The sequence below is a fragment of the Stieleria varia genome (genome assembly GCF_038443385.1).
GTDB lineage: Bacteria > Planctomycetota > Planctomycetia > Pirellulales > Pirellulaceae > Stieleria > Stieleria varia.
In genome coordinates, this window is the sequence record NZ_CP151726.1 from 8,523,632 (window position 1) to 8,548,984 (window position 25,353).

6 protein-coding genes are annotated in these 25,353 nt (G+C 57.0%); 2 read left to right on the forward strand and 4 right to left on the reverse strand.

What is annotated here, in order from left to right; all coding sequences use genetic code 11:
• Positions 1-49 precede the first annotated feature (49 nt).
• Positions 50-16,675 carry a GEVED domain-containing protein gene (locus Pla52nx_RS28850; protein ID WP_146521411.1) on the reverse strand — a complete coding sequence of 5,542 codons (16,626 nt, stop codon included), beginning with the start codon at positions 16,673-16,675 and terminating at the stop codon, positions 50-52.
• Between the two features lie 432 nt (positions 16,676-17,107).
• Between Pla52nx_RS28850 and Pla52nx_RS28855 the strand changes: the two genes are divergently transcribed.
• Both Pla52nx_RS28855 and Pla52nx_RS28860 read left to right on the forward strand, forming a co-directional pair.
• A complete protein-coding gene (locus Pla52nx_RS28855) occupies positions 17,108-17,923 on the forward strand; it encodes a tetratricopeptide repeat protein (RefSeq protein WP_146521412.1) in 816 nt (271 codons plus the stop codon).
• Positions 17,924-17,982: 59 nt separating this feature from the next.
• Positions 17,983-18,819: an alpha/beta hydrolase gene (locus Pla52nx_RS28860; protein ID WP_197454785.1), complete on the forward strand. Its 837-nt coding sequence runs from the start codon at positions 17,983-17,985 to the stop codon at positions 18,817-18,819.
• Between the two features lie 254 nt (positions 18,820-19,073).
• On the opposite strand, the gene Pla52nx_RS28865 is transcribed toward Pla52nx_RS28860, so the two are convergent.
• From Pla52nx_RS28865 to rlmKL, 3 genes are all read right to left on the reverse strand, one after another.
• Positions 19,074-21,530, reverse strand: coding sequence for a DUF1592 domain-containing protein (locus Pla52nx_RS28865; protein WP_146521413.1), 2,457 nt, complete (start codon positions 21,528-21,530; stop codon positions 19,074-19,076).
• Between the two features lie 4 nt (positions 21,531-21,534).
• On the reverse strand, positions 21,535-22,824 hold the full coding sequence (locus tag Pla52nx_RS28870) for a DUF1552 domain-containing protein (RefSeq protein ID WP_146521414.1): 1,290 nt from the start codon (positions 22,822-22,824) through the stop codon (positions 21,535-21,537).
• A 252-nt stretch (positions 22,825-23,076) separates the two neighbouring features.
• Positions 23,077-25,335, reverse strand: coding sequence for a bifunctional 23S rRNA (guanine(2069)-N(7))-methyltransferase RlmK/23S rRNA (guanine(2445)-N(2))-methyltransferase RlmL (gene rlmKL / locus Pla52nx_RS28875; protein ID WP_146521415.1), 2,259 nt, complete (start codon positions 25,333-25,335; stop codon positions 23,077-23,079).
• Positions 25,336-25,353 lie beyond the last annotated feature (18 nt).

Here is a 25,353-nt window from a genome sequence, read left to right on the forward strand (position 1 = left end):
TCGCCTGGGATCATTTCATTTTTTCCGATTCCTGGAGTCCAGAAAATCCTTACAACTGTGCGAAAAAGGCATCCAAGGCGCCATTTTCATCGTCGGAGCCGGATTCATCGCGACTGGCGGCGTCTTCGGCCAAGGTGTCGACCAGTGAGTCCAACTGCATGCTGGCTGGCGAATCGAACACGCTTGTCTTGCTAACCGTCTCCGCAGGCAGGGTGGCAACCTCTTGCACCGACTCCTCGGTTTTGGCCTCTTGCTGCTTGACCGCGTCAGAGATCAGACGATCTCCCAGAGCCGTCAAACCAGATGCCATCACGCCGGGAGCCGCCTGGACGTAGCCGTCACCAACCAGCTCGTTGTTAAGCTGACCAGCTTGTCGCAGCCGCCGCAACTCATTGAGCACCTCCAATGCGTCATTGGCGGTCACCACCGCGTTCCCGTTGACATCGGGGAACGGTGGCAAAAAGGTCGGCACATTCGATCCGGACAACGGAATGCTGCGGTCACCATACTCTGCCAAGGCGTTGATGATCTGCAGCGCATCCAACGGCGTGGTTGCACCCGAGTTGTTCACATCAAACTGATTGGTCGGGTTTTGGTAGGGGTTGTTGGAAACAAAGACACGATAGTCTTCGATCTCGCCAAACGCCGGTGCGCCCACGGGCACGTCACCGGTTGGCCCCATCCCCGCAACTTGGCTCAAACGGAACCGAGCGTAGGTCTCACCGTTGACCGCAGAAGGCGGAACGACGATCTCGCCCTGTGACGACAGCGGCAGAACAAACAGTGGTGTTCGACCCGTATCGGCAGAACCAAATCCGGTCCGCTCGCTCTCTTCAAAGACGCCGTCTTGGTCCCAGTCAAACCACACGTCCAGGTAGAATGTGCGTCCGTTTTGGTTGTTGATCAAGATATCGACGGTCGACGTGAATCCGGCTTGGAACACCGACGGCAACACAACGCCGTCATCCTCATCCACGTTGGGCAACTGGGCATCCGGATCCGGATCCACGGTGACACCCAGCGAGAACGTATTGTCGATGGCGTGACGAGGCCCGTTGTTCGCCGCAAGCGAAGCATACGGAGCCGGAGCGTCGCCATAGTCCATGCCGGTTCCGATGAATATGGTCAATTCGGTGCGTCCATTGACTTGGTTGCTTTGCAACTCATTTCCGACTTCGTCACGAATCGTGATGACTTCTACGGCTCCTACACCACTCACACCCGTGGTGCCTTCGAGGAACACACGCACATCAAAGATGCTCGTATTGACGCCCGGCAGAGCAGCCGTATCGATCGCGTCGCTAATGATCTGGACGATCTGTTCCGCATCCTGATCGATCGGAACATTGATCGGAACGGTTGGCTCCTCACCTGGAACGCCCAGCTCGATGAGTGCCGAATTGCTTAGGTCAACCGAGTAGTTGATGTCACCACCCAGGAAGACACGACCAAATCCGGCGTTCTCTGGAACAAGCCCCAATCCCGATCCACCCACGGCTCGAACGATTGCGTCGGCAATATCGTCCAGCGTTGGCACCAATGGAATCGTGACTGGAATCACGTTCGGGTCCAAACTCGTCAGGAACCCATCGTTGTCCAATTCAAAAGTGCGAACCGTGACGGCACCCCGACTGACGACAAACGTTTGACCATCCACGACAGCCGGATCAGGTAGGTTCAACAATGCCGGAACCAGGATTCCAAAGCCCGTTCGTGTGCCGATCTCGCCAACAACATTGATGAAGCCCGTGCTGGACGTGACCGTGGAAAGAACCGTCGGGCCGGACAAAACGATTCGCCCTCCCAGAACATCTGCGGTCAAGCGGAACGTCGGATCGGCATTGATCGCCTCTGCCAATGCGTCCGCCAATTGGGCCGCCGTGGCAGACGGACTCACCGCTACTCGCACATTGGAGCCCGATGCAAGGTTATTCGAATCGAATTCAAACGTACGTTGCACCGAACCGTCAAACAATGTGATCGTGTAGCCATCGGCCCGATCGTTGCCGTTGGACAGCGTACCCGCTGGGAGCGAACCGATATCGATTGCAGGCGGAGCCGCTAACTGGATTCGATTTCCAGCGATGCTGGCGGCCAAGTCGAATCCTGGCTCCGCATTGATTGCATTAACCAAGGTTTGCGCGAGCACGGCTTGGCTGGCGAACGGCGGGACCGGCACGCGAACATTGGTGCCAGTGGTTGAGTTGTTTGAATCCAACTCAAAAGTCCGCTTGCTGGAACCATCGAACAACGTGACCGTGTAGCCATCAGCGGCATCATTCCCATTGAACAACGTTCCAGAAGGAATGCTCGTGATCGCGATCGGAGCAGCAATCGACGGTGTCAATTGCACTCGTCCCTGCGATGCCGTAGCGATGAAATCCAGTGTGACATCGGCGTTGATCGCCGCAGCCAATGCTTGCGCAATCTGCGTTGCATTGGCGGACGGATCAATGACGACTTGCGTGTTCTGAGCCGAGAAATTGCTGTTGGAGTCCAGCTCAAACACGCGTTCTACGGAACCATCAAACACTGTGATCGTGTTTCCATCGGCCACGTCACCCACCAACGTCGTGCTGACATCGATGATGATCCCTGTTTCGTATTCAAACGAAGTCGAATCGCCGTTGGAGTCACGAATGATTAGTCGATCGGCATCGGTGTAATCCACACCATCGACAGCGGCAACGATCGCATCCGTCGAATCGACCATGCGAATGGTATAAGTCGAATCGGGTTCCCAGACGCCCGCGATGGGTGTCAAGCGGATGGTATTGGTGCTCGGGTTGTAACCAAAGCGATAGTCGACGCCCTCCACCAATGGAATCGTGTCCTTGAACACCACCAGCGAGCTGCTGGTGACCGTATTGTCATCCACACCGGTACCCGGAGTCACATCCGCCGGCGCGATACCGTCGACCAACTGTATCTCGAACGCTTGCGGTGCCGCCCCCAGGACCGTAGCAAGTCCCGCCCCCAAACCGATTCCTGGTGCGTATGGCTGCAACAACGTCACACGCGGCCCCGTCAAATCGCCCCGATCCGATGCACCGCGGTCTTTGAACACTCGTTCGCCAAGTCCGCTTGGTGGCTCGACGAGAGGATCGTCGACACGAAGCTGACCGTTGACGTCAAAGCGTGGTGCCAACACGGGCGACGGCGGAATGTTCAACGGATTGCGAACCGTGGTCAGGCTGAAACGTTCCGGCAACGAGTCGATCGAGCTGTCGATGATGGATGAACCCGCAGCGGGGACAAACACGGACTCGGTCGCACTGGCGAACAAGGCTTCCGACGGATTGACGATCTCGGAGAAATTACCCAACGCTGCTCCGGCGACGTTCGCCGTGTTGCGATAGTAAGTATTTGCACCCAAAACGGTGCCCACGGTACCTGGCTCCAATTGAACCGCCGTTTCGCTGTTGGCGATGACGTTGTTCATCAACGTCGGAGCAGCGTTGCCGGTCACATTGATGCCGACTCCGCCTGCGACATATCGATCGACAGGCACACTGCTCAGTGCACCCACCGCATCGATGTCCGCACCTGCGGCTGCCCCCGGGCTGAGTTGGTCTTGACGCAAATCGGTCAAGCGAACGAAGGCGAACCGGTCTTCGGGACCAAATCCGAACGCATCAATGTCCAGTTGATTCGTCAGACCACCGAGGATTCCGACATCAAAGAACGAAACGCCGTCGCGGCTGATTTCCACCAACACCGACTCAATCGTCCCGGTCTCGAACACAATCAAGTCAGCTTGGGAGTCACCGCTACCGGTCAGCAGATTGTCGGTAAATTCCAGTGTCAGAGTTCCGCCCAGTCCCAACGAAACGGCAAACTGACCGTCAACGGGTTCTGCCCCTCGGTTGTTGCTGTCCGGAGCACCCAATGCCGAATTCGGCGTCTGATGGATCGCGGTCGGGGGCGACCCGTCCGCATTGGGTTGATAACTGACCACGCGGTCGGCGAACGAAAGAATCCCTTGATCGAATAACACTCCATTGAAGGTTTCGGAAGGGGATTCCGTACCAGGAGTGATCGTGCCGCCGACAAACGTGTTGTTGACGACTCGCTCGTAAGAAACCGGATCGGACAGCGTTTCGTTCGCTGCGGGATCGATACCTTCGATCTGCAGTCCGCCCACACCGTTGTACGCGAACACATTGCTCTGAATCACCACGCCCGGCTTCAACGAATCGACATTCAACTCGACAAGATTACGTGGGTATCGCAAAGCGGTCGATGTGACTTGACCGGCGACATTCGCGGTCAGATTCTGATTGATGTTGACGCCGTAAGTTTCATTGAACAGGAATCGGGTGTTTTCGACCAGAATGATGCCCTGGCTATCCCGTTGGCGATTCTCGTCGCCACGCAGTCGGGTCTCTTCCACCGCAGCAAGTGATTGCTGCTGATCCACCACCACCACGTTTCCGAACAAGTTGACTCGGGCATCGGTGACGGCATCTACACCACTATTGAGCAAAGCGCGGACGTCCAATACGGCCCTGACGTCCGATCGATTGATCGCGTCTGCGATCGCCCTGGCCACATCGGTTGCCGACTGAGCCTCGATGATTGCAGTACCCGGGATAGGTGTGCCCTCAAAGTCCAACTGCTCGGTCCCTGGTCGAACTTGCAACATCGTGTACGGAATTCCTACGCGTCCTGGCGTGATACCGGTATTGCTCTCGACCAGATCAAACTCAAACTCGACTTCGCTTCGTCCGTCGTTGATAGAGAACGTCAATCCGTCCTGCAAATTAGCGGCTGAATTGGCCACGATCGTGCGACCGGCAACCAGACGCTCATTGGTATCAAAGGTTCGGAATTGATCAGGTGGCACTAGCACCGGCACGATCGAGGTGTCGTAATACTCGCTCGCATCACGGATCTCGACTTGATACGTTCCCGTCTGCAAAGAGCTAACCGGATCATTGGGCACCGGAGTCAACGGGTTGTCGTTGGAGATGAACGCTCCTGAAACCACATTAGACCCTGTCGCCATCTCACCGCGTTCGGCAAAACCGATGATAAAGTCATCCAGGAATACTCCTTCGGAGTTGTTGTCGCGGGCCCCTGCCAGGACGCCGCCACCGAATTGATCGCCGTAACGATCGGACTCGTCGGCAAAGATTCCCGCGTCATCCAAGGTCAGGTCGGGCAGCCTGACCGACAGCCCAATTTGCGGAATATCGCTGAGCTTTCCATCGGTGAATCGATTGGCGATTGCACGTTGAATTTCGACGGCGACTTCTTGAGTGGTCATCCCGATGCTGATGGGAACACCGACACCAGAAATGGGGCGAGTGCCTTCTACGAGCAACAAGGCTGGATCGGTCGGCAATCCGGGCTGACCGACCGTGACCACCGACGAGCCAAAGAACTCCACCAAATTCTCTTGGCGAGTCACTGCATCCGGTGTGTCTACATTGACGACCAACGAATACCCCAACGTGACGCCCACGGCGCGGGTGCCGAGGAACCGTGGATCGTAGTCGTCATTGTTTCGCGCACTCAGACCAACCAACACCGGGCCGTCAAAGGTTGCCGTGAATTCCGAGACGTCCCTGATCGTGTCGTCGACGCTGGCCAACACGTTGCCTTCCTCATCAAAGAAACGCACCAACGGGCCAAGCACCGGGTTGCCGTCGAAGTCCGTGTCGACCTGGATGACCGTACCACGAGTGACGTTCAATCGGTACAAATCGACATCCGAGAATCCGGTTCCCGGGAACCCCTCCAACTGACCGTTGCCGGAGATGATTGCGTCACCACCGGGATAATTCAGCGGCGTTGCCTCGTAAATGAAATCGTTGGTTCCACTGCTGGCTGGTAGGTCGATGAAATCGACTCCCAACTGACCGATCACTGCCGCCGGCGGCAGATTGCCACGCACCGTCGCTTCGACGATCGTTGCGATATCGGCCGCCGTCAATGCGCTCAAGTCAGCCGGTGTCGCTCCGATTTGCGGTAACAGATCGACCGAGATTTCGTTGGGGCCAACGACAAAGGTCCCGTCGTTGAGCACGTAAGTCTGCCCATCGATGGTGAACGTTGCGGGGATGGCCACCGCGTCATAGGCCGCACGCAACTGGCTGCCGCTTGGCAAAGAAATGCTCGGTGCCAAGTCGACTTCGAATCGTTGACCGCCGACGACAAACGCAGCCCCGTCAATCAGATTGTCTGGAGAAACAGCTCGCAATGTTGGCGATGTTGTTTGCGTCGTACCACCGGTGGAATATTCCACACGCAGCGTCAGACCTTTTTGTCCGGCAAAATCACCCAGTTCCACTCGTGCTTGACGCCACGTCCCCGTGTTGTCGAACAACTGCTGGACCTTGATATCGACATCGTCCAGATACGTCCCATCGGCCTGCGGAATCGGATCATCGAATTCGTCATCACCTAAGCCAAGACCGCGGGCGGCATTGTTGGATGCCAACAGGTGAGCCGTTCCATCGGACTGAACCACATAAACTCGCAAGTTGTCCTGGTCTTCCGCGAACAAATCCTGGTCAAACGGCTCGGAGTCGACACCGTCGGTGTTGAGGAAGTAGTTGAAATACAGCACTGGCTCGTCAGCAGCAGCATAATCCTCCAAGCTGAACTCATTGCTATTGAGAACTCCCTTGGCACCACCAGGGAAGTTGTACGTGCCAAACACTCCTTCGCCGTCCAACCGTGGATTGATCACCACACCGTTGGGATTCAAACGGACAGGCTGTTCCGCATTGGATGCGTAGTTGCCGGAGAACGCGCTGCCCTCGTAGTTGAAAGCGATCGAGTTGGTGGGCCCACCGGTATGGCCTGGGTCTCCGCCCCGGCGACCGGTTGTGTGCCAAAGGCTGTAGTCCAAGGTACTGAAGTCCAAGCCCAATGTGCCACCGATTCCGGTGCTGATCGATGATCGACCGCCGGCAAAAACCGGTTGTAATTCGCCGAACGTGTTGAACGCATAAATCTCTCCGGAACTCGTTGTTCCGAACAGCAAATCACGATACGCGGCACCATCAATACTGGTCGGTCCGGCACGCAGACCAGAGAAGTTGATTCCGACTAGGTCCGTCGATCGAGCCACGTACGTACCGACCTGACGATTGCCATTGGTGTTCAATTCCTGTGTCGAAACGCGGAACAATCCACCCGTATCGGTGAGCGCGTAGAGCTGATCATTGATAATCTCGACACCTCGTACAAATCCACCAGTTGGCACACCGCCCGCGGTCAAGTTTGCAGTGGTGCCCACGATATCGGCACCCACAATCTGCAACGAACGGCCTTGCGGGGTCGCGGTAATGTTGCCACCGGTCGCGGCATCCACGGCATCGGAGATCCGTTGCGCGATGACGGCGGCCGAATCGGTGGGCAATAAACCGATGCGGATGTTATCGGTGGCCACACCAGGGGCTCCACTGAGCGTGATACCGGCTGAGAACTCTGCCGCACTCGTGCTGCCCACCAAACCGGCTCGCTCGGGCAATGACAATTGATTGCCCGCAGCGGAGACGACGACACCCACGCTTCGCATCGCTTCAGCCAGAGCATCGATGATGACCTCTGGATCGGTGGTTCGTCCGATCTGCACTCCAATGGCGTTCGAATTGCTGATGCCATTGTTTCCAAGCACCGTCACACCGAGCCCGGTAGAGCCGATCTGCCCGACCAGTTCACCAAACTCAATGGTCGTACCATTGAGAATCGCATCGGCGTCGGCGACGTTGGTGTTGATCAAGCCGACAAGATTTGCTGCGATCGTCGCGGCCGGCAACGGGGTCTGCAACTGGTCCTCGATACGCACGCCAATGTTACCGACGGCTGCCGTGTCGCCTTCACCGAGGAACTGGAACGTCGTCACAACGGAGTTCGAACCGGTGATACTGAGTGTATCGCCAGACTGCAAGTTTCCGCCCGGGAAGGCTTCATCGATCGAAATCGCTGCGCCGACATTGAACTCAAATACAAACGCATTGTTGATCACGATGGAGTCTTCGTCCAAGATCGTTCCGCCGTTAGCGGTCAGCGTGAATCCCTGGTCGAACTCGAAGGTGAATGTGTTCGTTCCGTCATCCAACGTGAAAGCATCACCGTCAACGATGGTCGCGGTAGCCAACCCATTGATGTTGACTTCCGTTGCATCGGAAATCCCCAACTGACGTGCCGCCGCAGTGGGTGGAGCGACGGTATTGATCTGGCCAATTTCGCGACGTGTCGTTCCCGCTCCGGCGAATCGCTCGTCCAAGTCATATGTCGGACCGATGATGTCACCGGTCACCTCATCGAACTCGTACAGAATGTTTTGGTAGTACTCCAAGCCACCGATCGCACCGGTACGATCGATCGGACGATTGCCCACCAGGAAACCATCTTCGGAACCCTGGAACTCTCGAATCGCGATCGCTTCCACCGACAAGCCGTCGTCACTGAAGTTATCCAGGATGATGTCAATATCGCCGACGGTGTCGTGGCGTGTTTGAATGCCGCCACCGACACTGATCTCAGTGACCAACGCATCACCGGTGCCGATGCGGGCGTAGCTCCACTGATTGTCCCCGGGAGGACTTTGGAAGTAGTCGGTGTAACCGAACAGCTCGCCATTGCTACGGAACGCAATGTCATTGATCTCGTCTTGAAAACTGCCCACGCGACCATAACTTTCGCCGGTGAACGGATTGACGATGAATAGGTCGGACCCCGTGTTCACGTACAGCAACACATCGTCGAACGAATACTGTTCAATTGAACTACTGTCGAACAGGACCGTTTCCACACTCGGTGGCAGAATTTGCCCATCGCTGAAATCGTCCTGACTTGCGATGCGATTGAGCGCTTGAATCGGCTCCAATCGGAGCAACGGATTGGCCGAGTTTCGATTGAAATACTGGTCCAATGGCTGAGGCAGTTGCGATGCATTGGAAATGGCCATGAAGTACGTGCCCTCACGCAGTTCCACCGTCCCGATATAGGGGTCTTCGGTGCCCGCGCTGCCGCGTCCCAGATCGCCGGTTTCGTTGCTCGCCGCATCGCTGGGCAGGTCGTCCGCGATGTTGCTGTCGTCTCCGGTAAAGATCAATTCGCCGGCGGCATTGAAGACGTGCAGTGCGACGTTGCTACGCGCAAAGTTTGACGCGTAGTCCAAGTCGAACACCGTCGAGAAATACTCAGGTGAGTCAACAACGTCGTCATACCGAATTTCGAACCGATACCAGTCCACATCGGTCGAACTGTCGATCACGCCCGCAATCGATTTGGCCAATCGGTCACTTTGCAGTGGCCCCACGTCGAGCGAAGTCGCGTCGTCGGCCGTTCCGAAGTAACCCAGTGCCTGCGCATCGGCCAACAGATCGTTGGTTTGCGAGGTCTCGTACTCCTCACCGGTCAAGGGCGAGTGGAACGGCTGTCCGATGATTTGCAAACCGTTGGTCGCATAACGGATGTCTGCCAATTTCACCTGGGTACCGGCCGATTCGTCCGCTTCACGCAATCGAACCTGCAGTTGATACGATCCCTTGGTCAAACCGTCAAAAATCTCAATGTCGTTTGCGGGGTCACCGAACACCAGGGTGTTGAAATCCAACGGATTGGCTGTGTTGCTACTGCGGACACGAATGTGATACAGATTTCGCGTGCCTGTTTCACCCGGCAAACGAACTCGCATCCCCGCGTCTTTCGCGTTCGTCGAGTAAACGTCTTGCAATTGCGAGTTGAGCAATACCGCAGTGGTTGACGTCGTCACCGTCGTGCCGAACACACCAACGCTGGAGAGCTGGATATCCGCCGGTTGTCTGCCGACAAAGAATCGATCGTCAAAACGAACGTCCAAGACAAATGCACCACCCGCCGCCAGAACGGTCGTTCCGTTGGGACCATAGGTTCGCTCGATCCGTCGTTGCAAGGTGACATTCACTACTCCCAACTCTTGCGCAAAGCTGTCCAGCGCCCGCTCGATTGCTTCGGCCGGATCCGCCAAGAAGACGCTGACGGGAATCAAAACGGCGTCCTCTGGCTCAGCGCCATCAATGCTGATGGTCAAATTTCCACCGGTCGCATCAACGATCGATTCGCTGATGGTCAAACGCTGAGTGACCACACGCTGTTCGACCACCGACAAGGGACGCGCCGCGTCTGGATCGATTCGTGAGTCCGAGTAAATAGCCGCCGAATTGGTTTCGGCGAGGATTGAATCGTTGGATGCGGCCAAGACAAGACCGTTTGCATCCACCAACTCGATGACCGAGTCCAAGCTTTGGGCCGTACCATCGATGTCAAACCAAACCTCTGTTCCGCTCTCGGCGATGAACGAGTAGACATCCACGTCGGTGCGTGTGCTGATCGTTCCGTCGACGACAAAGCCGAGTCGACGATTTTCGTCCCCCGCTTGCTCACGTGGTGCCAACTCTCCCAGGAACTGAGACTGACTGGGGATCGAATTGGAGTCAAAGACCGTCGTGCGAACAGGCTCGGTTTCGGTGAACGCTGCCACATTGCGATCATCGGCACCTTCGCGAATGATCACACCTTCCCAAAGTCCCGATGCGATTTCTGATCCTGCAGGAGTGGAGGTCGGATCCTCCGCAATCAATTCCAGGAAACTGGTCACGCGTGCCGTCGTCGCGTCTGGATCAACACTCCATGCCAGTGCCGTGGTGACATCGTTGGGTCCCCAGATGGTCCCAAAAATCGGATCTGCGGTGGCCGGCAAATCGACCAAGTCGATCGTACCTGGCACTGAGAAGGCTTGGTTGCCGGCAAGGATGGCGGTTTGCAGGTCGTTGAATTGGTCGGCTGCCCATCCCAGGTAAGTCGCATTGATCTGATTGACACCATCGTTGGTGTAATAACCGCCTTGCGAAAAACCGATTCCTTCGACACCGTCAATCGTGAACACACGGAAGTCGGCAGCACCCGGCGTTCCCGTGATGAACATCAGGTCATCGTTCGGCAGATTGACGTCTTCATCCAGATACGACGCAACTTGGATATCACCGAGTCCGTTTCCGCCAACGGGAACACCAAATTCCAGCGAGGTGAACAGAATCGGTACGCCATCCATGAAGGTTGACGTGGCGATCCAAGTGACCGAGCCGTTGGCTCCCTGAAAGAACCCGCGACTCTCGACGACATCATCGGCAATCAATGTCGCGGCCTGAGTGATGTTCGTCCCGCTCAGGGGCAAGGTGGCGCCATTGGCGGTGATGAATGTGTTGTACGAGAAGATCAAATCTTGAGCGAGCAACGCTTGCCCAGTAACCGAGTCCGTGACCGTCACATCGGAGTCACCGATTCCCAATTCATTTCCGTCACCGACAGTGGCTTCAAAGAATCCGGGCGTGTTGGGGTCCACGTCGTTGTCGATGGTCGTTCCGTTGTTGACTTCCGGTCCGGTGGGCAAGCGAATGAATCCGCCGCCGGTCTGCTGGGATTCGATTCCCGCGTCTTGCAATCCATCGTTGTTCGTGTCCAGTTGTGGACGACCATTGATATCGAAACCGGCCCCGGACGCATCGTCCGCCAAGGTGGTCAACACGACAGGGAAATCCGCGTGACCCATGATCTGCAACGATCCGCCAATCCGATCGGGGATGTCTCGTAGCTGATCTCCAGAGCCCAAGAGATTTCCGCCCACGACGATACTGGCCGGCTCGTCACCCGAGAGGAACTTGACCACCAAACTACCGCGCGCGTCACTTTCCAAACGCAATCCGCCGTAGATGTGCTGGTTGGGGACTTCAATGGTTTCCGTCACGACGTGCACCACGTCGACGTCGTCCCACACGCCTTCAGTTGTCAGTTGACCGCCGCGGACCGTCATGCCGTTGATGGCGTTGCCCGTCATCGTGTTTTCTTGAATCAATGGCCCCGAGTTGCCCGAGACCTCAAACAAATCGATCTGACCGATCGAGCGGCCATGGTCGACCACTTCGCCCAGACTCAGCGAGTTGACGTCGAACGACAAAGCTTCCGCCGTTCCGGTCAAGAAATCGTTGTCCACGATGATCGGCTGCGAAGCTCGCACGAACACGGTCCCCGGTGCATTGTCGTCACGACCGACACGTGTGCCGTTCTGAGTCCCGTCGGCGAACCGACCGCTGCCGTTTTGCTCCAAACGGCTGTTTGTCAGCCGCAAGTCCGCTTGATGAACCTCGATCGCATTGAACGCAGCAAATCCGCCTTCGACACGCGTTGTACCGCCACCACCGGCGATCACCGCATTGTCCAAACTGGCCGATGCACCTTGGCCGATGTACAAACCGCCCCAGTCACCGGGGTTGATTTCGCCGAACTCGCCTCGATCATTGGTATCAAACGTGCCGCTGCCGCCGTAACGCTGGTCTTCCAATCCGGTGATCACGATCGGCAGGGAGGGTGAACCTTCGGCTTTGAAGTTCGCCCCGAAGCGAGCTTCGATTCGCGCGCCGTCGATTTTCAGGACCGTTCCTGGATCGATCACCAGGCTCGCATCGAGCCGACTACGCAACACGTTTGCGTTGTCGTTCAACAACAGCGTGCCGATTGCCACGCGATCGACAAAACTGGTGCTGCTGGCATTGAGCTGCGACACCAGTCGATACTCGCCAGGCAATTGAGTCGCTGGATCGACCAACGCGCGATACAAACGACGGGAAACGAACCCGCTGTTTTGAGCAACCGCGGGCAACTGAGTCAACTGAATCGCGCCCGTGCTGGTCAAGGTCGCGGTCACGGTCGGCTGGCTGGCCGCCGATTCCAAACCATCGGAACTGACATTCGTCAATCGGTAAACGTAGGTCCCCGGTGCAACATTGCCGTTGGTGGTCGGAGTCGTTCGAATCAGGAACGATGACGGCGCATCGGACTGAATGATCGGTCCGCCCGGCGATCCATCGATCACCAAGTTTTCCGTCAATACGTGCGCAATGTCGGTGTCGTCAAACCGTGCATTCTTGCTGACGGTTTCCAATGACTGACCACTACGTGTGGAGAGCCGTATGAACAAACCGTTGATCGAGTTGTCGATCACGGTGTTGCCGTGGATCTCTGGACCGATTCGTGTGTAGTCCGGTGTGAACGGACTGACGCTCTGGAACTGATTGTCGGTGAAACGGGTCTCGGCAAACGTGTCCGGAGTCGCTGCCATCGCCGCGTCCGCACTATTTCTGATGTCCGTGTTGATGATCGTTGGTCGTGTGATCGACATTTCGACCGGCGAAATCACCACCTGCTGGCCACCGATCGAAACCGCTCCACCACCGTATCGCATGTCTGCGTACTGCAAGTGATTCAAGAAAACGGCTTCGTTCTCTCGATTGCGTCGCAACTCGTCGGCAGTGTCCAAATCTCCACGGAAATCGATTCCACCCCAATCACCGGGCCGCGGCGCGGGCGTGAACTGCGAAACATTACCCGCACCGACGGTATCGTCGTTGATGCTGGTGAAATAAACGCTACCAGGGATGATCGCGTTGGCCGCGTCGCGTATCGGTAAACCGTTGTTGGAAACGATCGAAGGCGTTCCCAACACTTGCAACGATGAATCGCTCAAATCGATCAGCGGTGAAACGCTGCCGACGCCCACGCGGGCACGATTGAATTTCAACACCGCACCGGAATCGATCACCATGTGCACGCCTTGAGGCAAATCCAACGTCGTACCGTCGGCTAAAGGCAACGCGTTGTTGGTGAATCCGATTTGGTAGCTGAAATTGTCGGCAGGCGTTTCCAGCTTGCCATCCAGACCGCCGTTGCCCACCACGCGGATCGTGTCTCCGGGCTGGGCCGCTGCAATGGCTTGATCGATTTCGCGATATGGGTTTCCTACCGTCCCAATCAAACCGCCGGGCACCGACACCGCAGCCTTGTCAACGTACAAGGTGTTGTTGGGATCTGCCGGGACGAACCAGAAATCAAAGTCGCCACCGGGTCGGCCGTCACTGTCACCATCCAGGGGAACGCCGGTTGTGTCGGTGATGAAGTCCGCTGTGTCGGGCGTGAACTCGACACGCAACTCATAGGCACCCTCGGACAATCCGCCAAAACCGGTACCCGGAATCGTGGGATCGTACTCGTCATTTCCCTTGGCACTGACGCCGATCATGTACTCACCGGGTTGCACCCGAATACGAATCAGCGAGTCATTGCTGAAATAGTCATCGTTCTGCGCAAGCTCAACGAACGAGCCTGTCCCGTCCGCGCGATAAAGCCTCAAATGGCTGTCCAGCAAACTTGGGCTACCCAAACGCTCCGCAATCGTTTCCACATTCAATTCACCAGCCGTGTCGACCGTGAATCGATACATGTCGATGTCCAGACTCTCGGGACGATACAAGTACTGGCCATGCAGGATGTCAGCGATACTTGGATACGCGGGCTCGTTGTCCGTACCGGGAGTGAAAATGAAGTTCGTGCTCTGGGTCACCGGTTGAGGCAAGTCATTGGCATAGCCGTATCCGAGCAACTGTCCCACAGCGAACATCGCCCCGCGAAAGAACTCACCGCCGAACTGGTCGTCGATGGACTCGTCAAAGTCCTGGAAGTCCATCACGGCCAAGTCGTCAATGCCGTCGCCATCGCGATCGCCCGTCACCACCGCGACGCCGCCGTCACCGCTGAAGGCACCAGGGTCGCCACCGTACAAATCGCCGACGGAGAATGTGAAGTATGCGTCGCTGGTCGGCTCCCCATCGACTTCGACAAACGTCACGCCGAGGTATTCGCTGAACAGCTGAATCGCCTCGCGAACCCGAACCTTCTGCTCTTCACTGATGATATTGAAATACGTCGTGTCGTTGACGATTCCAGGACGCGAGGGATCGTCACCGAGATAGGACGGGGCAAAGTCATACTGAATGACCGAGATCCCATCGATGGTGTCCGGACCGCCTCGGACATAGTCCAATGGAACCGTGCGGTCCAAACGCCCGATGTCTTCCGGGCGAATCTCTCGGACGCCGTCGACGTTGGGGCCGGGCAAGTCCAAACCGTAACTCGTACGATTGACAATCTCGCTGGTCAATCGAGCCGAACGCGTCGTCGTGGCGTTGGAGGTACTCCATTGGCTGTTCAGATTGAACGCGGTGCCGAAACTGTCGCCGGGCTCGACCACATTGTTCTGATTGAGCACCAAATTCACTTCGGTCGGCCGCGCCGGCAAGTTTTCTCTCGTACCGATTCGCAAACGCGCCGCGCCGGGCAAGAACCGCGGGGGAACATTGGTGTCGTTCGGATCAGGAATCCGTGACAGTGGCCGCGAAAAGTTCAGCGTCGCAATGTTGGTGATGTTGCTGTACACCACCGACGTCGGACGAATGATCGTGTCGTCCGTGTTGTCCGCCGTGTCGTTGGTAAAGATCAGCTGATAGAAACTGGGATCTTGCGCCAGCGTTGCATTGAGTTCGTCATCGTTGAAGTGGACTTCGATCTTGCCCGTTTCAGGACTCAACGTCCCATCGGGATTTCGACGAATCGGCTCAGGCACCACCGCAGCGACTTGCGTGCCCAGATTGATCAAGAAACGGCGTGTCAAGTCGGTGCCATCTTGGAACGCTTCACCCGCCTCGTTTCGCAACGCAAATTGACCGGTACCCAAGATGTCGATCTGGTAGATGTCGTCGGGCAACGGCTCCTTGAATCGGAAGATGACCTCCCGTGCCGTATCACCCAAGCCGACAAATCCCGGAGTCACCACGACATCACTCACACCGCTGAGTGTCAACGGCGAATAGGCAGTCGACAACGCACCGATGCCGAATGTTTCGTCTCCTTCCTGAAGCGATGCTTCGACCAGCAAGGACGCTTGTGGGTTGTTGTTGATCGCGTCGATCAAATCTCGGACATTGGTCGGGTCGGCCGCGAAACTGTTGAGCTGAATCCGGATCACCTGATCAGTCACCACGATGACCGGGTTCGCCGTTGCACCAAAGTTACGCTGCTCAAATCGCAACTCGATCCCGCGACCATCCTCGCCCGGAATCTGAGATACAAACCTCGCACGCACCGCACCATTGGACCCAAAGTCCGTGACCGCTTGCGCAGCGTTGGCACCACTGAGCACCAACGACTCGCCCGCCACCTGAGCGGCACTGATTTGAGTCAATCCGGCTCCGCTGACTTGGATCACTTCGATCAACCCGCTCGCTTCGGGATGATTGGCAACCGCAGAAATCAATCCGCCCACCGTGCTCGGACGCTGGGTGTTGCTGTTGACACTGATCGTGACCGTCCGGCCGTTGACCGTGACGACGGGAACCGATGAGTTCTGGCGAAAGGATGACTCAAAATTGACGGTGATGCCGTTGCCCAAACTTCCTGTCTGAATCGCGCGAAACTCCACCAACGCCGCGCCGCCCGTGCCGACATCGCTGCTCGCCGATGCAGACTCAAAGACGCCGTCCTCGCCAGCACGCGTGATCCGAATCGCGGACAACGTGTCAGGATCCAAGATCGAATTGTCGTCGAACTGGAACACCAACTCGCGTGGCGTCACGTTCAAAACCGTGCCGTCGTTGAGCAATGCTCCCTCATTGGGCTGTACGCCCACGAGCTCCGGACCAGCAAGCAACTGCCGGGTTTCCAAATTCTCAACCAGTGATCTTCGCTTCTCCAATCGGGAGCGTCGCAATCGATCTTGGCTCACCCGCCGTGCGGTGCCTTGAGCGAACAAACGTTTACGAGAGGGCGAAGGTTTGCGGAGCGTCATCCAGGGGCCTCGTCTATCTGCCACGGAGGGCAACCAGTCAGGTGAACTGAGCGCGGAGAACAAACGCCGACGACTCACCCACCCATATTTCTGTGCGGAAGGAGCGATTTGATAAGCTGGAGTATTTGCGGCAAATGCGCAAATACGTGGTTCGGAGTGTAGTCCGAGCGTGTGGTTTCGCAACGTAAAACGCGTCCGGGACGCGATTCTGGTTGCAGTGGGGGGATTGTACGGAGCATACCGCCTGACCGAAATTCCAGCGACCTTGGACGGTCATGCATCGGAAAAGTTCCTCTCTTGCAAGGTTTCGCCACTCGCTGGTACCGTCGGCACGCCATCGTGCCCGCGCAACCACTAGCGAACCCCGCCAGCGGCTACAGCCATCTACTCCGTTGGTGGTTGGATTTCACATCAGTCAGGAAGACGAACGTTATGGCCACAACCAATCATTGTTTCGGACATTCACCCAGCGAAACCCAAACACAATCGGGCGGGATTCATTCTGGACGCAATCTGGTCGTTGGTCTCGGCGGTTCCTATCGTTGGGTCGGACTTCTCTGCCTATGCCTTACCCCCCTAACGGGATGCCAATGGGCCAACAGTGGAAAGAATGCTCAGGGAGCGCAGCTTTATCAGCAAGGCCAATACACGGCGGCCCTGCAAAAATTCCAAGAAGTCATTGCGGCGGACCCCTCCAATCCCGATGGCTATTACAACCTCGCCGCCACGACTCACCGACTGGCCAAACAACGCCAGGACGCCCAGCTCTTTGCCCAGTCTGAGGCCCTGTACAACCAGTGCCTGGACCATTCGCCCAACCACGTGGAGTGCCACCGCGGCTTGGCCGTGCTGCTGGCCGACACCAACCGGCCCGATCGTGCCTTTGCCCTGATGAAAACTTGGGCCTCCCAGAACCCCGCTCTCGCCGAACCGAGAATCGAACTCGCCCGGCTGTACGAAGAGTACGGCGAACCGCAGACGGCACTGAAATACCTCGAAGACGCCGTTTTGACCGATGCCAATAACTCTCGCGCCTGGTTGGCTCTGGCCCGGCTGCGTGAATCGTCCGGTGAGCTGACCCAAGCCCTCCAGAATTACCAGCGAGCCCTGGCGCTCAACGGAGCCCAACCAATGGTCGCGGAGCGAATCGCGGCCATCAGTCGTCAACTGAATTCCAACCTCGACGCGGCCCGCTACGGAAACGGCACCCAAATCGCCACCCAAGGCCCACTCAGCACCCGCTATTAGGCGAGCGTGTAGACTTTGTGCTGGTCCCGCTTGATCCCGCCAGCCATCGAGTCGTCTTCGTGAAACGTCATTGGTCCACCTGCCTGCTGCTCGCTTTTTTGTTCAGCAGCCTACTGCTTCCCACCGCGGCCTATTCCGCCGATCCCCAGTCGTACGCGACTGTCACGGACATCTTGTATCGCGCGAACAACGACTCCTTGAGCGACTACGCTCGAGAACGATGCCGGTTGGACGTGTACCATCCGACGGACAAGACCGGGTATCCGACCGTGGTCTGGTTTCACGGCGGCGGACTGACCGGAGGAAACCGCAGTGTGCCCAAAGCCTTGCAAGACAAAGGCATCGCGGTGGTTGCGGTCAACTATCGTCTTTCGCCCAAGGTCACCTCGCCGACTTACGTCCAAGACGCAGCGGCCGCTGTCGCCTGGACGATCCAAAACATTTCGACCTACGGCGGCGACCCCGACAAGGTCTTCGTCAGCGGCCATTCCGCCGGCGGCTACCTGACCAGCATGGTCGGTTTGGACAAACGCTATCTGGCCGAGCACGACATCGACGCGGATCGGCTGGCCGGTTTGATTCCCTACAGCGGTCACACCATCACGCACTTCACCGTCCGCAGCGAACGAGGGATCGATGGCAAACAACCGATCGTGGACGAGATGGCACCGCTATACCACGTCCGCCCCGACGCGCCACCGATCCTGTTGATCACGGGCAACCGCGAGCTGGAGATGCTCGGACGCTACGAGGAAAACGCATACTTGTGGCGAATGCTGAAAGTCGCCGGCCACAAGGACGTCGAGTTGATGGAACTGGACGGCTACAACCACGGCCAAATGGCCGAACCCGCCCACCCGCTGCTGCTGAGATTCATCGACCGCGTGGTGAAATAATTGTCGTTCGACTTTCCAAGTCGAAAACGAACACCAACATCCGGCCAAACGCGAACCATACGCTCTGCGCCGCTACTGATAACCGTCACCTCCACCAAGGAACTAGGCGGAGGTCGAGCAGAACCATTCAGGCAAATGCGAGGAAGGGGGACGGTCTGCGCAAGTCAACGTTTGGGGATTGGCAAGACGTTTGGCAGCGCACGCTATCGACTTGGAAAGTCGAGCGACTATCGACTTGGAAAGTCGAGCGACGACTACCTTCGCCCAAACGCTTCGCTCAACACGACCGCTTCGATCAGCGATCGCATCGGATAATCCTTCTCGCGTACCCCGTCCACGATCGCATCGATCTCGCCTCGGTCGCTCGATTCGATTCGACGTCCCAACGCGTAAGCCATCAACTTCGTCGTCAACATCCGGGCAAAGAAATCCTTTCGCTCCAGCAAAATCTCTTTCAATCCCGATACATCCTCAAACGAACGTCCACCGGGCAATTGCCCCGATGTGTCGATCACCGCTTTGTTCTCGTACCGTGACCGCAATCCACCGATCGGGTCAAAACATTCCAATGCAAAACCCAGCGGATCGATCTTGCGGTGACACGCGTTGCACGTCTCGGTGCTGCGATGCTTTTCCAACAAGTCACGGATGGACTTCGCACCGCGGACATCGGGATCAATCGGTGGAACGTCGTCCGGCGGCGGCGCGGGCGGGGTGCCCAAAATATTTTCCAACAACCACACACCTCGGATCACCGGCGATGTCTCGATTCCGTTGGCCGTCACCGTCAACACACTAGCTTGTCCGAGCAGTCCGCCGCGACGTTTGTCATCGAACACCACCTTGCGAAACTCTCCCGCCGACTCCGACGATACCGCATCGGTGATCCCGTACAACCGTGCCAGATCTCGATTGATAAACGAATAGTTGCCACGCAAAAAATCCAAGATGGAAAGATCGTTGTCGATCAAATGCCGCGTGAACATTTGCGTCTCACGCTTCATCTCATCACGCAGCCCGGCGGTGTAGTATTGCGAGAATGCATCGCGATCGGGCGGCATTTCACCCAACGCACGCAGATTCAGCCAACTGTCGGTGAATCCCTCCACCAATGCGTCCGTCCGGGGATCAGCCAGTAATCGCCGGGCTTGCTGACGCAACACGACCGGATCGGACAACTGCCCCGAATCGGCGACCGCTCGCAACTGAGCATCCGGCATGGAACCGATCAAAAAGTACGACAAACGCGACGCCAAGGCGTGCTGCGACAGTTTCGCGTCTCCCGCGTCTGGCCCTGGTTGCAAATACAGAAACGCGGGCGAGCACAATGCCGATTTCATCGCATCCTTCATCGCATCCAACGGCGACCGCCCCTGCTGGACACGATACTCATAAAGTCCAATCAACCGGGCGACTTCCTCATTGTCCGCCGGTCGCCGAAATGCGCGATCGGCAAACCGTTTCAGCAAATCGGGAACGCGGTCTGGAGCAAACGGCTGGCCGCCCAAGAGTTCGCTCCGCCCCGCCGGTGGCCATTGCTCCACGATCGGACCGCGGATCGAGACCTCGTGAATCCGAATATGCGGCAACTTGCCGTGATGAATGACAGCGATCCGTTCCAAGAAGATCCCCTTGGCCTTTTGAGCTTTCTCGGGCAACGTTTTCCGGTACGACTTCATCACACGACCGTACGTCGGACGCACTTCGGTCATCCCGTTTTGAAAAGTAAACCGAGGCGAGAAACCCCGATCTAGTGGAATCCGAAACGTATACCACTGCGGCTCACCGTCGGTCAAAGTCGTCTCGGCCAACAAAGGCTGAATCGGTTGTGTGGTGTGCATGTCGCCGATGGCGGCGTTGCCCGGCACAACCCCCAATCGAAAGGGTTCGTCCAAATGGATCCTGAGCACCTTTTCATCGTACGGAGTGTCACGATTGACTGCGTGGGCGAGCACTTTGACTTCGTAGATCCCGTCGGCGTGAACCCCCTCGTGGAAATCCTCCAGCGGCCCATACGCTCCTTCGGGTCGCTCGGCCAGCGGATTGTCATACAAACACAAATAGCGATAGTTGAACGCTTCCTTGTGTCCGGGGTTCAACTCGGGTTGCTGGCGAAAGTTGCCGTCAAATGTCCACGACTTTTCAGCCGGTTGCTTCAAATCCGCAAATGTTTTTTCGACCACGGCATCGGCGGCGATCAAATACTGTTCTAACAAATAGCCTGACGTCACCAACGCATCGCCCACATTGTCCAATTGCTCGACGGTATTGTCACGCGGGAAATTCACCGTTGGATCAAACATCGTCATGTCGATCCCCATCAGATCGCCCACCGTGCGCAAGTACTCGCGTCGATTCAATCGTCGCAGCACCGTTTGTCCGCCGGTGCTGACCATGCTCTGCCGGATCGATTTCAGCGACCGCGTCAGCCCATCGATTGCTTCGCGTTTTTCAGCCGTTGTCGGTTGCTCGGCATCCTCGGGCGGCATCTCGCCAAGGGTCAACTGATCGATGATGTCTTGCAACATCACCACGGTGTCTTCGTCGACACGGTCCAACTTGAGTTCGCTGAAATCGCGATCGCCGTCGGGTTCCGCACCACTGTGGCAATCGACGCAGTACTGCTGGACCAATTCCAGCGGCTCGGCAGCCCCCACCAACGACATCCATCCAACGACGGCGACGGCAGCAATCAAAGTTCGTCCAATCACAGCTCTAAACCTTCGCCTCAAATCCACTCAGCGTGCCGGTGCTGGTCGCGAACTGATCGATCTCCAATCCGAATTGCTGCAGCATCGAAACGAACAGATTGGCAAGCGGCGGTCGATGCTTGTCACTCTTTTCGTAGCGAATCATCTGTCCGTGTCGGAAACCGCCACCAGCCAAGACGACGGGCAAGTTGGTGTTGGTGTGCGAGTTGGCATTGCCCATCCCGCTGCCAAAGAGCACCATCGTTTGATCCAACAGGCTCTCACCACCAACCTCCAACGCCCGCAGTTTGCTCAAAAAACGTGCGTATTGCTCGACCTGATACGTCTCGATTTTGATTAACGCATCGATGCTTTCTTGACGTTGACCGTGGTGTGACAGTCCGTGATAGCCACCCTTGATGCCAAAGTCACGTGTCTCGAACGAACCACCCAATTCCAACGTCGCCACTCGCGTGGAATCGGTTTGCAGGGCCAATGCGATCAAGTCGTACAGCAGCGGCAAATCCTGCACCATGTTGGTGTTCTGTGGTTCGGCAATCGGCGGCTCGGGCTTGTCGATATCGACCCATTGCTTGCTCAAGTCCAACTTGCGTTCAACATCACGGACAGACGAAAGATACTCGTCGAGCTTTCGCTGATCTCGTTTATTCAGTTTCCTTGACAACGCGTTTGCGTCGCCCAAGACATTGTCCAAGATCGATTCTTGCAAACGAAACCGATCCGCCTCGCGTTGTTTGTCCTGTTCACTCACGCCGACAAACAGCTTTTGAAACAACTCACGTGGCCCGGGAATCGGAGGCACCCGAGTCCCGCTGCGTGTCCACGACATCTGGCAACCACCGTGGATGCCGGATTCGCTGCCGATGGTCAAAGACGGAAACCGTGTCTGTCCGCCCACAGTCTCCGCCGCACGTTGGTCGATCGTAATGTTGCCCTCCGGCATCGACTTGGCATCAATGCTGCGGACGCCCGACAGAAACGCGTGGATAGAAAAGTGACCGCCTTTGAGCCCGTGATCCAATCCACCGACGATGGTCAATTGATCACGATGAACCTCCAATGCCTGGGTCGTTTGCGAAAGCTGATATTCGGCACCTGCACCCTCCGGCCAAAACGCCTCGGGATAAAAACCGAGCATGTTCCCGATGCAAACCATACGCTTGGTCGGACGATTCGCAATTGCCTCAGATGTTTCTGCGGCGATCGCTCGCGGCATTGACTCCAATGCGGGCAACGCCAAGGCGACGCCAACCCCACGTAACAGCGATCGACGACCAAGGGATTTCGAATTCATAGCGGGACAGTATCCAAAAGGTGGGCTGGAATCGCTGCGTGAGAGTACGGTTGACCGGTGGCGTTGAACGCAACCAGGTTGCGATCGGCACGTAGTCGCGTCTCTCCGAGACGTGAAATTCCGAGCCTCGGAGTGGCTCGGCTTCGTGAATCGGCTTCGTGAATCGGCATGAACCCACGCATCTTCACGTTCACGCCCTGTGTAGGCGGGGACCTCATTGTACCCCACCCGCCACCAACACAAAATCCGAATCTATTTCACGATTCGCCAACATCGGTGAATGCGGCGATTGCGAAAATCCTCGGGAACGGTTTGCTTGGAGATTTCGTGGATTTCGCCGACCGCCAACGCCTCCGTGTCGAACTTAAAACGCCGAAAGTTGCACGAAAAGAAAATCACACCGCCTTTCCGCACCAGCGGCAGCAGACTTTGCAGCAGCGGCACCGCCTCACGTTGAACATCCCAGTCCTTCTCGGTCCGCTTGCTACGAGAGTAAGTCGGTGGGTCGAGCACGACCAAGTCATACATCTCGCCGGGCGGATGTTCGTTGATGAACGTCTCGATGTCACTGGCGACCAAACGATGCGCATCGCCGCTGAACCCGTTGCGTTTCAAGTTGTCTTCCGCCCACTTCAGATAGTTTCGTGACAGGTCGACGGTCGTCGTCCGTTTTGCACCACCCGCTGCGGCGTACACACTGAACGACCCCGTGTAGGCGAATAGGTTCAAGAAGTTCTTTCCCTCGGCAAGTTCACGCACCATGCCACGCGTGACACGATGATCGAGAAACAATCCGGTGTCGACATAGTCGGCCAAGTTCACCAGGAACTTCAAGCCGCCCTCGTGAACCTCCAAGCGATGGTTGGTTTGGTCGATCTTTTCGTACTGTGTGTTGTCCCGCAATCGGCTGCGGCGTTTCAAGAACACGTTGCCCTTGGGAATCTCTAACGCTTCCCCGGCCGTCCGCGCCATCAGCTCCAGCCAGTTTTCATGTTGAGCGGGATCACGGTCGTGTGGCCGTTCGTACTCCGTAATGTGCAAGTGATCTTCATAGCGATCCACGACGAGCGGAATCTCGGGAATGTCGCGTTCGTAGAGCCGAAAACACGTGATGCCTCGTTTGGTCGGCCAGCGACGCAAGTGTTTCTGTCGTTTGCGCAAACGCACCGCAAACAACTCGGCTTGCTCCATCGCCTTGTCTGTCAACGCACCGAATGCGGCTTGACCAACGGCGTGCACGTATGGCTTTGCGACGGGTTTCTCTGCTCTCTGAAGCGATTGCTCGTCTGAGACAACATCAGCCTCGGAGGGCACCTGGTCGGTATCGACGGCCGGCTGCACAGCTGGCTCACTCGCCGGCTTGCCTTCGCCGACCACCGGCTTGGGTCCGTGGAATTGAAAGTACGTGCATTGATCCCGACCGTTGTACAGTTTGCGGCGACGATCAGCCTGCCGCCCCACGATGGCTTCGAATTTTGGATGCGAGGTCAAGAAGTAGTGCGACCAGGTTGGAAAGTGGGCCAAAATGCCGGGCAAGGATCGGTACAATTCATCCAACTCACGATCCGGTCCTGTCGCCCGCGGCGATGGCAGATGCGTGATCAGGCTGCCGAAGCGTCTCTTGCTGGAAACACCACTCACTGGTTTGACGTCAAAGTGGATGTCTTTGTCGACGCCGGCGATCGCAGCGTTCTCACGCGCCGCACGAACCACTTTGGGATCGCTGTCGCTGGCCAAAATGCGCTCGCCCAATTCGGGGATGACGGCCGCATTGGCCTGCGAAATGGTGTCTTGCCACAAGTCGGAATCCACCCCGGTCCATTCTTGATAAGCGAAATCACGCAAGATTCCCGGCGCGATGTTGCGTCCGATCCGGGCGGCCTCGATCGGGATAGTTCCGCTGGCACAAAAGGGATCCAACAGCGGACGATCCGCCCGCCAGTAGCTCAACATCACCAACGCCGCAGCCAATGTCTCTTTGACCGGTCCGCCAGCCACCGTGGAGTGATACCCACGCCGATGCAGACTTCGCCCGGTCGTGTCGATCGTGATCGTCGCGTGATCCTTGACCAACGCCGCATCGACTTTGTACAGGGCACCAGTCTCCTCCAGCGACATCGTCTGATGATCGCGTTGCATCGCATCGACGATCGCCCGTTTGACACTGCGTTGGATCGCCGGCACGCTGGACAATTGTGACTTGATCGATCGCCCCGTGACGGGAAAGCAACCATCGGCGGGCAACCATTGCCCCCAGGGCAAATCACGAACGGTTTCGAACAGGGCGTCGAAATCCGGAGCGGGGAACTCGGCGACGCGAATCAGAACACGATCGGATGTCCGCAGCCACAGATTGGTTTGCACCACGGCGGCCAAGTCACCGCAAAAATTCACGCGTCCCGGTTCACCGACCGCAGCCTCCAAACCCAACGCCTGCAGCTCCCTTCGCAGAATCGCCTCCAGCCCAAAGCCGCACGTGGCAATCAAATCAAAGGTGGTTTCGGAGTTCAACGGAAAGACCAGTTCGGT

Bases quoted from the DNA above. Each gene is read 5' to 3' on its own strand.
- Pla52nx_RS28850 (WP_146521411.1), bottom strand. From the start codon at position 16,675: ATGACGCTCCGCAAACCTTCGCCCTCTCGTAAACGTTTGTTCGCTCAA.
- Pla52nx_RS28855 (WP_146521412.1), top strand. From the start codon at position 17,108: ATGGCCACAACCAATCATTGTTTCGGACATTCACCCAGCGAAACCCAA.
- Pla52nx_RS28870 (WP_146521414.1), bottom strand. From the start codon at position 22,824: ATGAATTCGAAATCCCTTGGTCGTCGATCGCTGTTACGTGGGGTTGGC.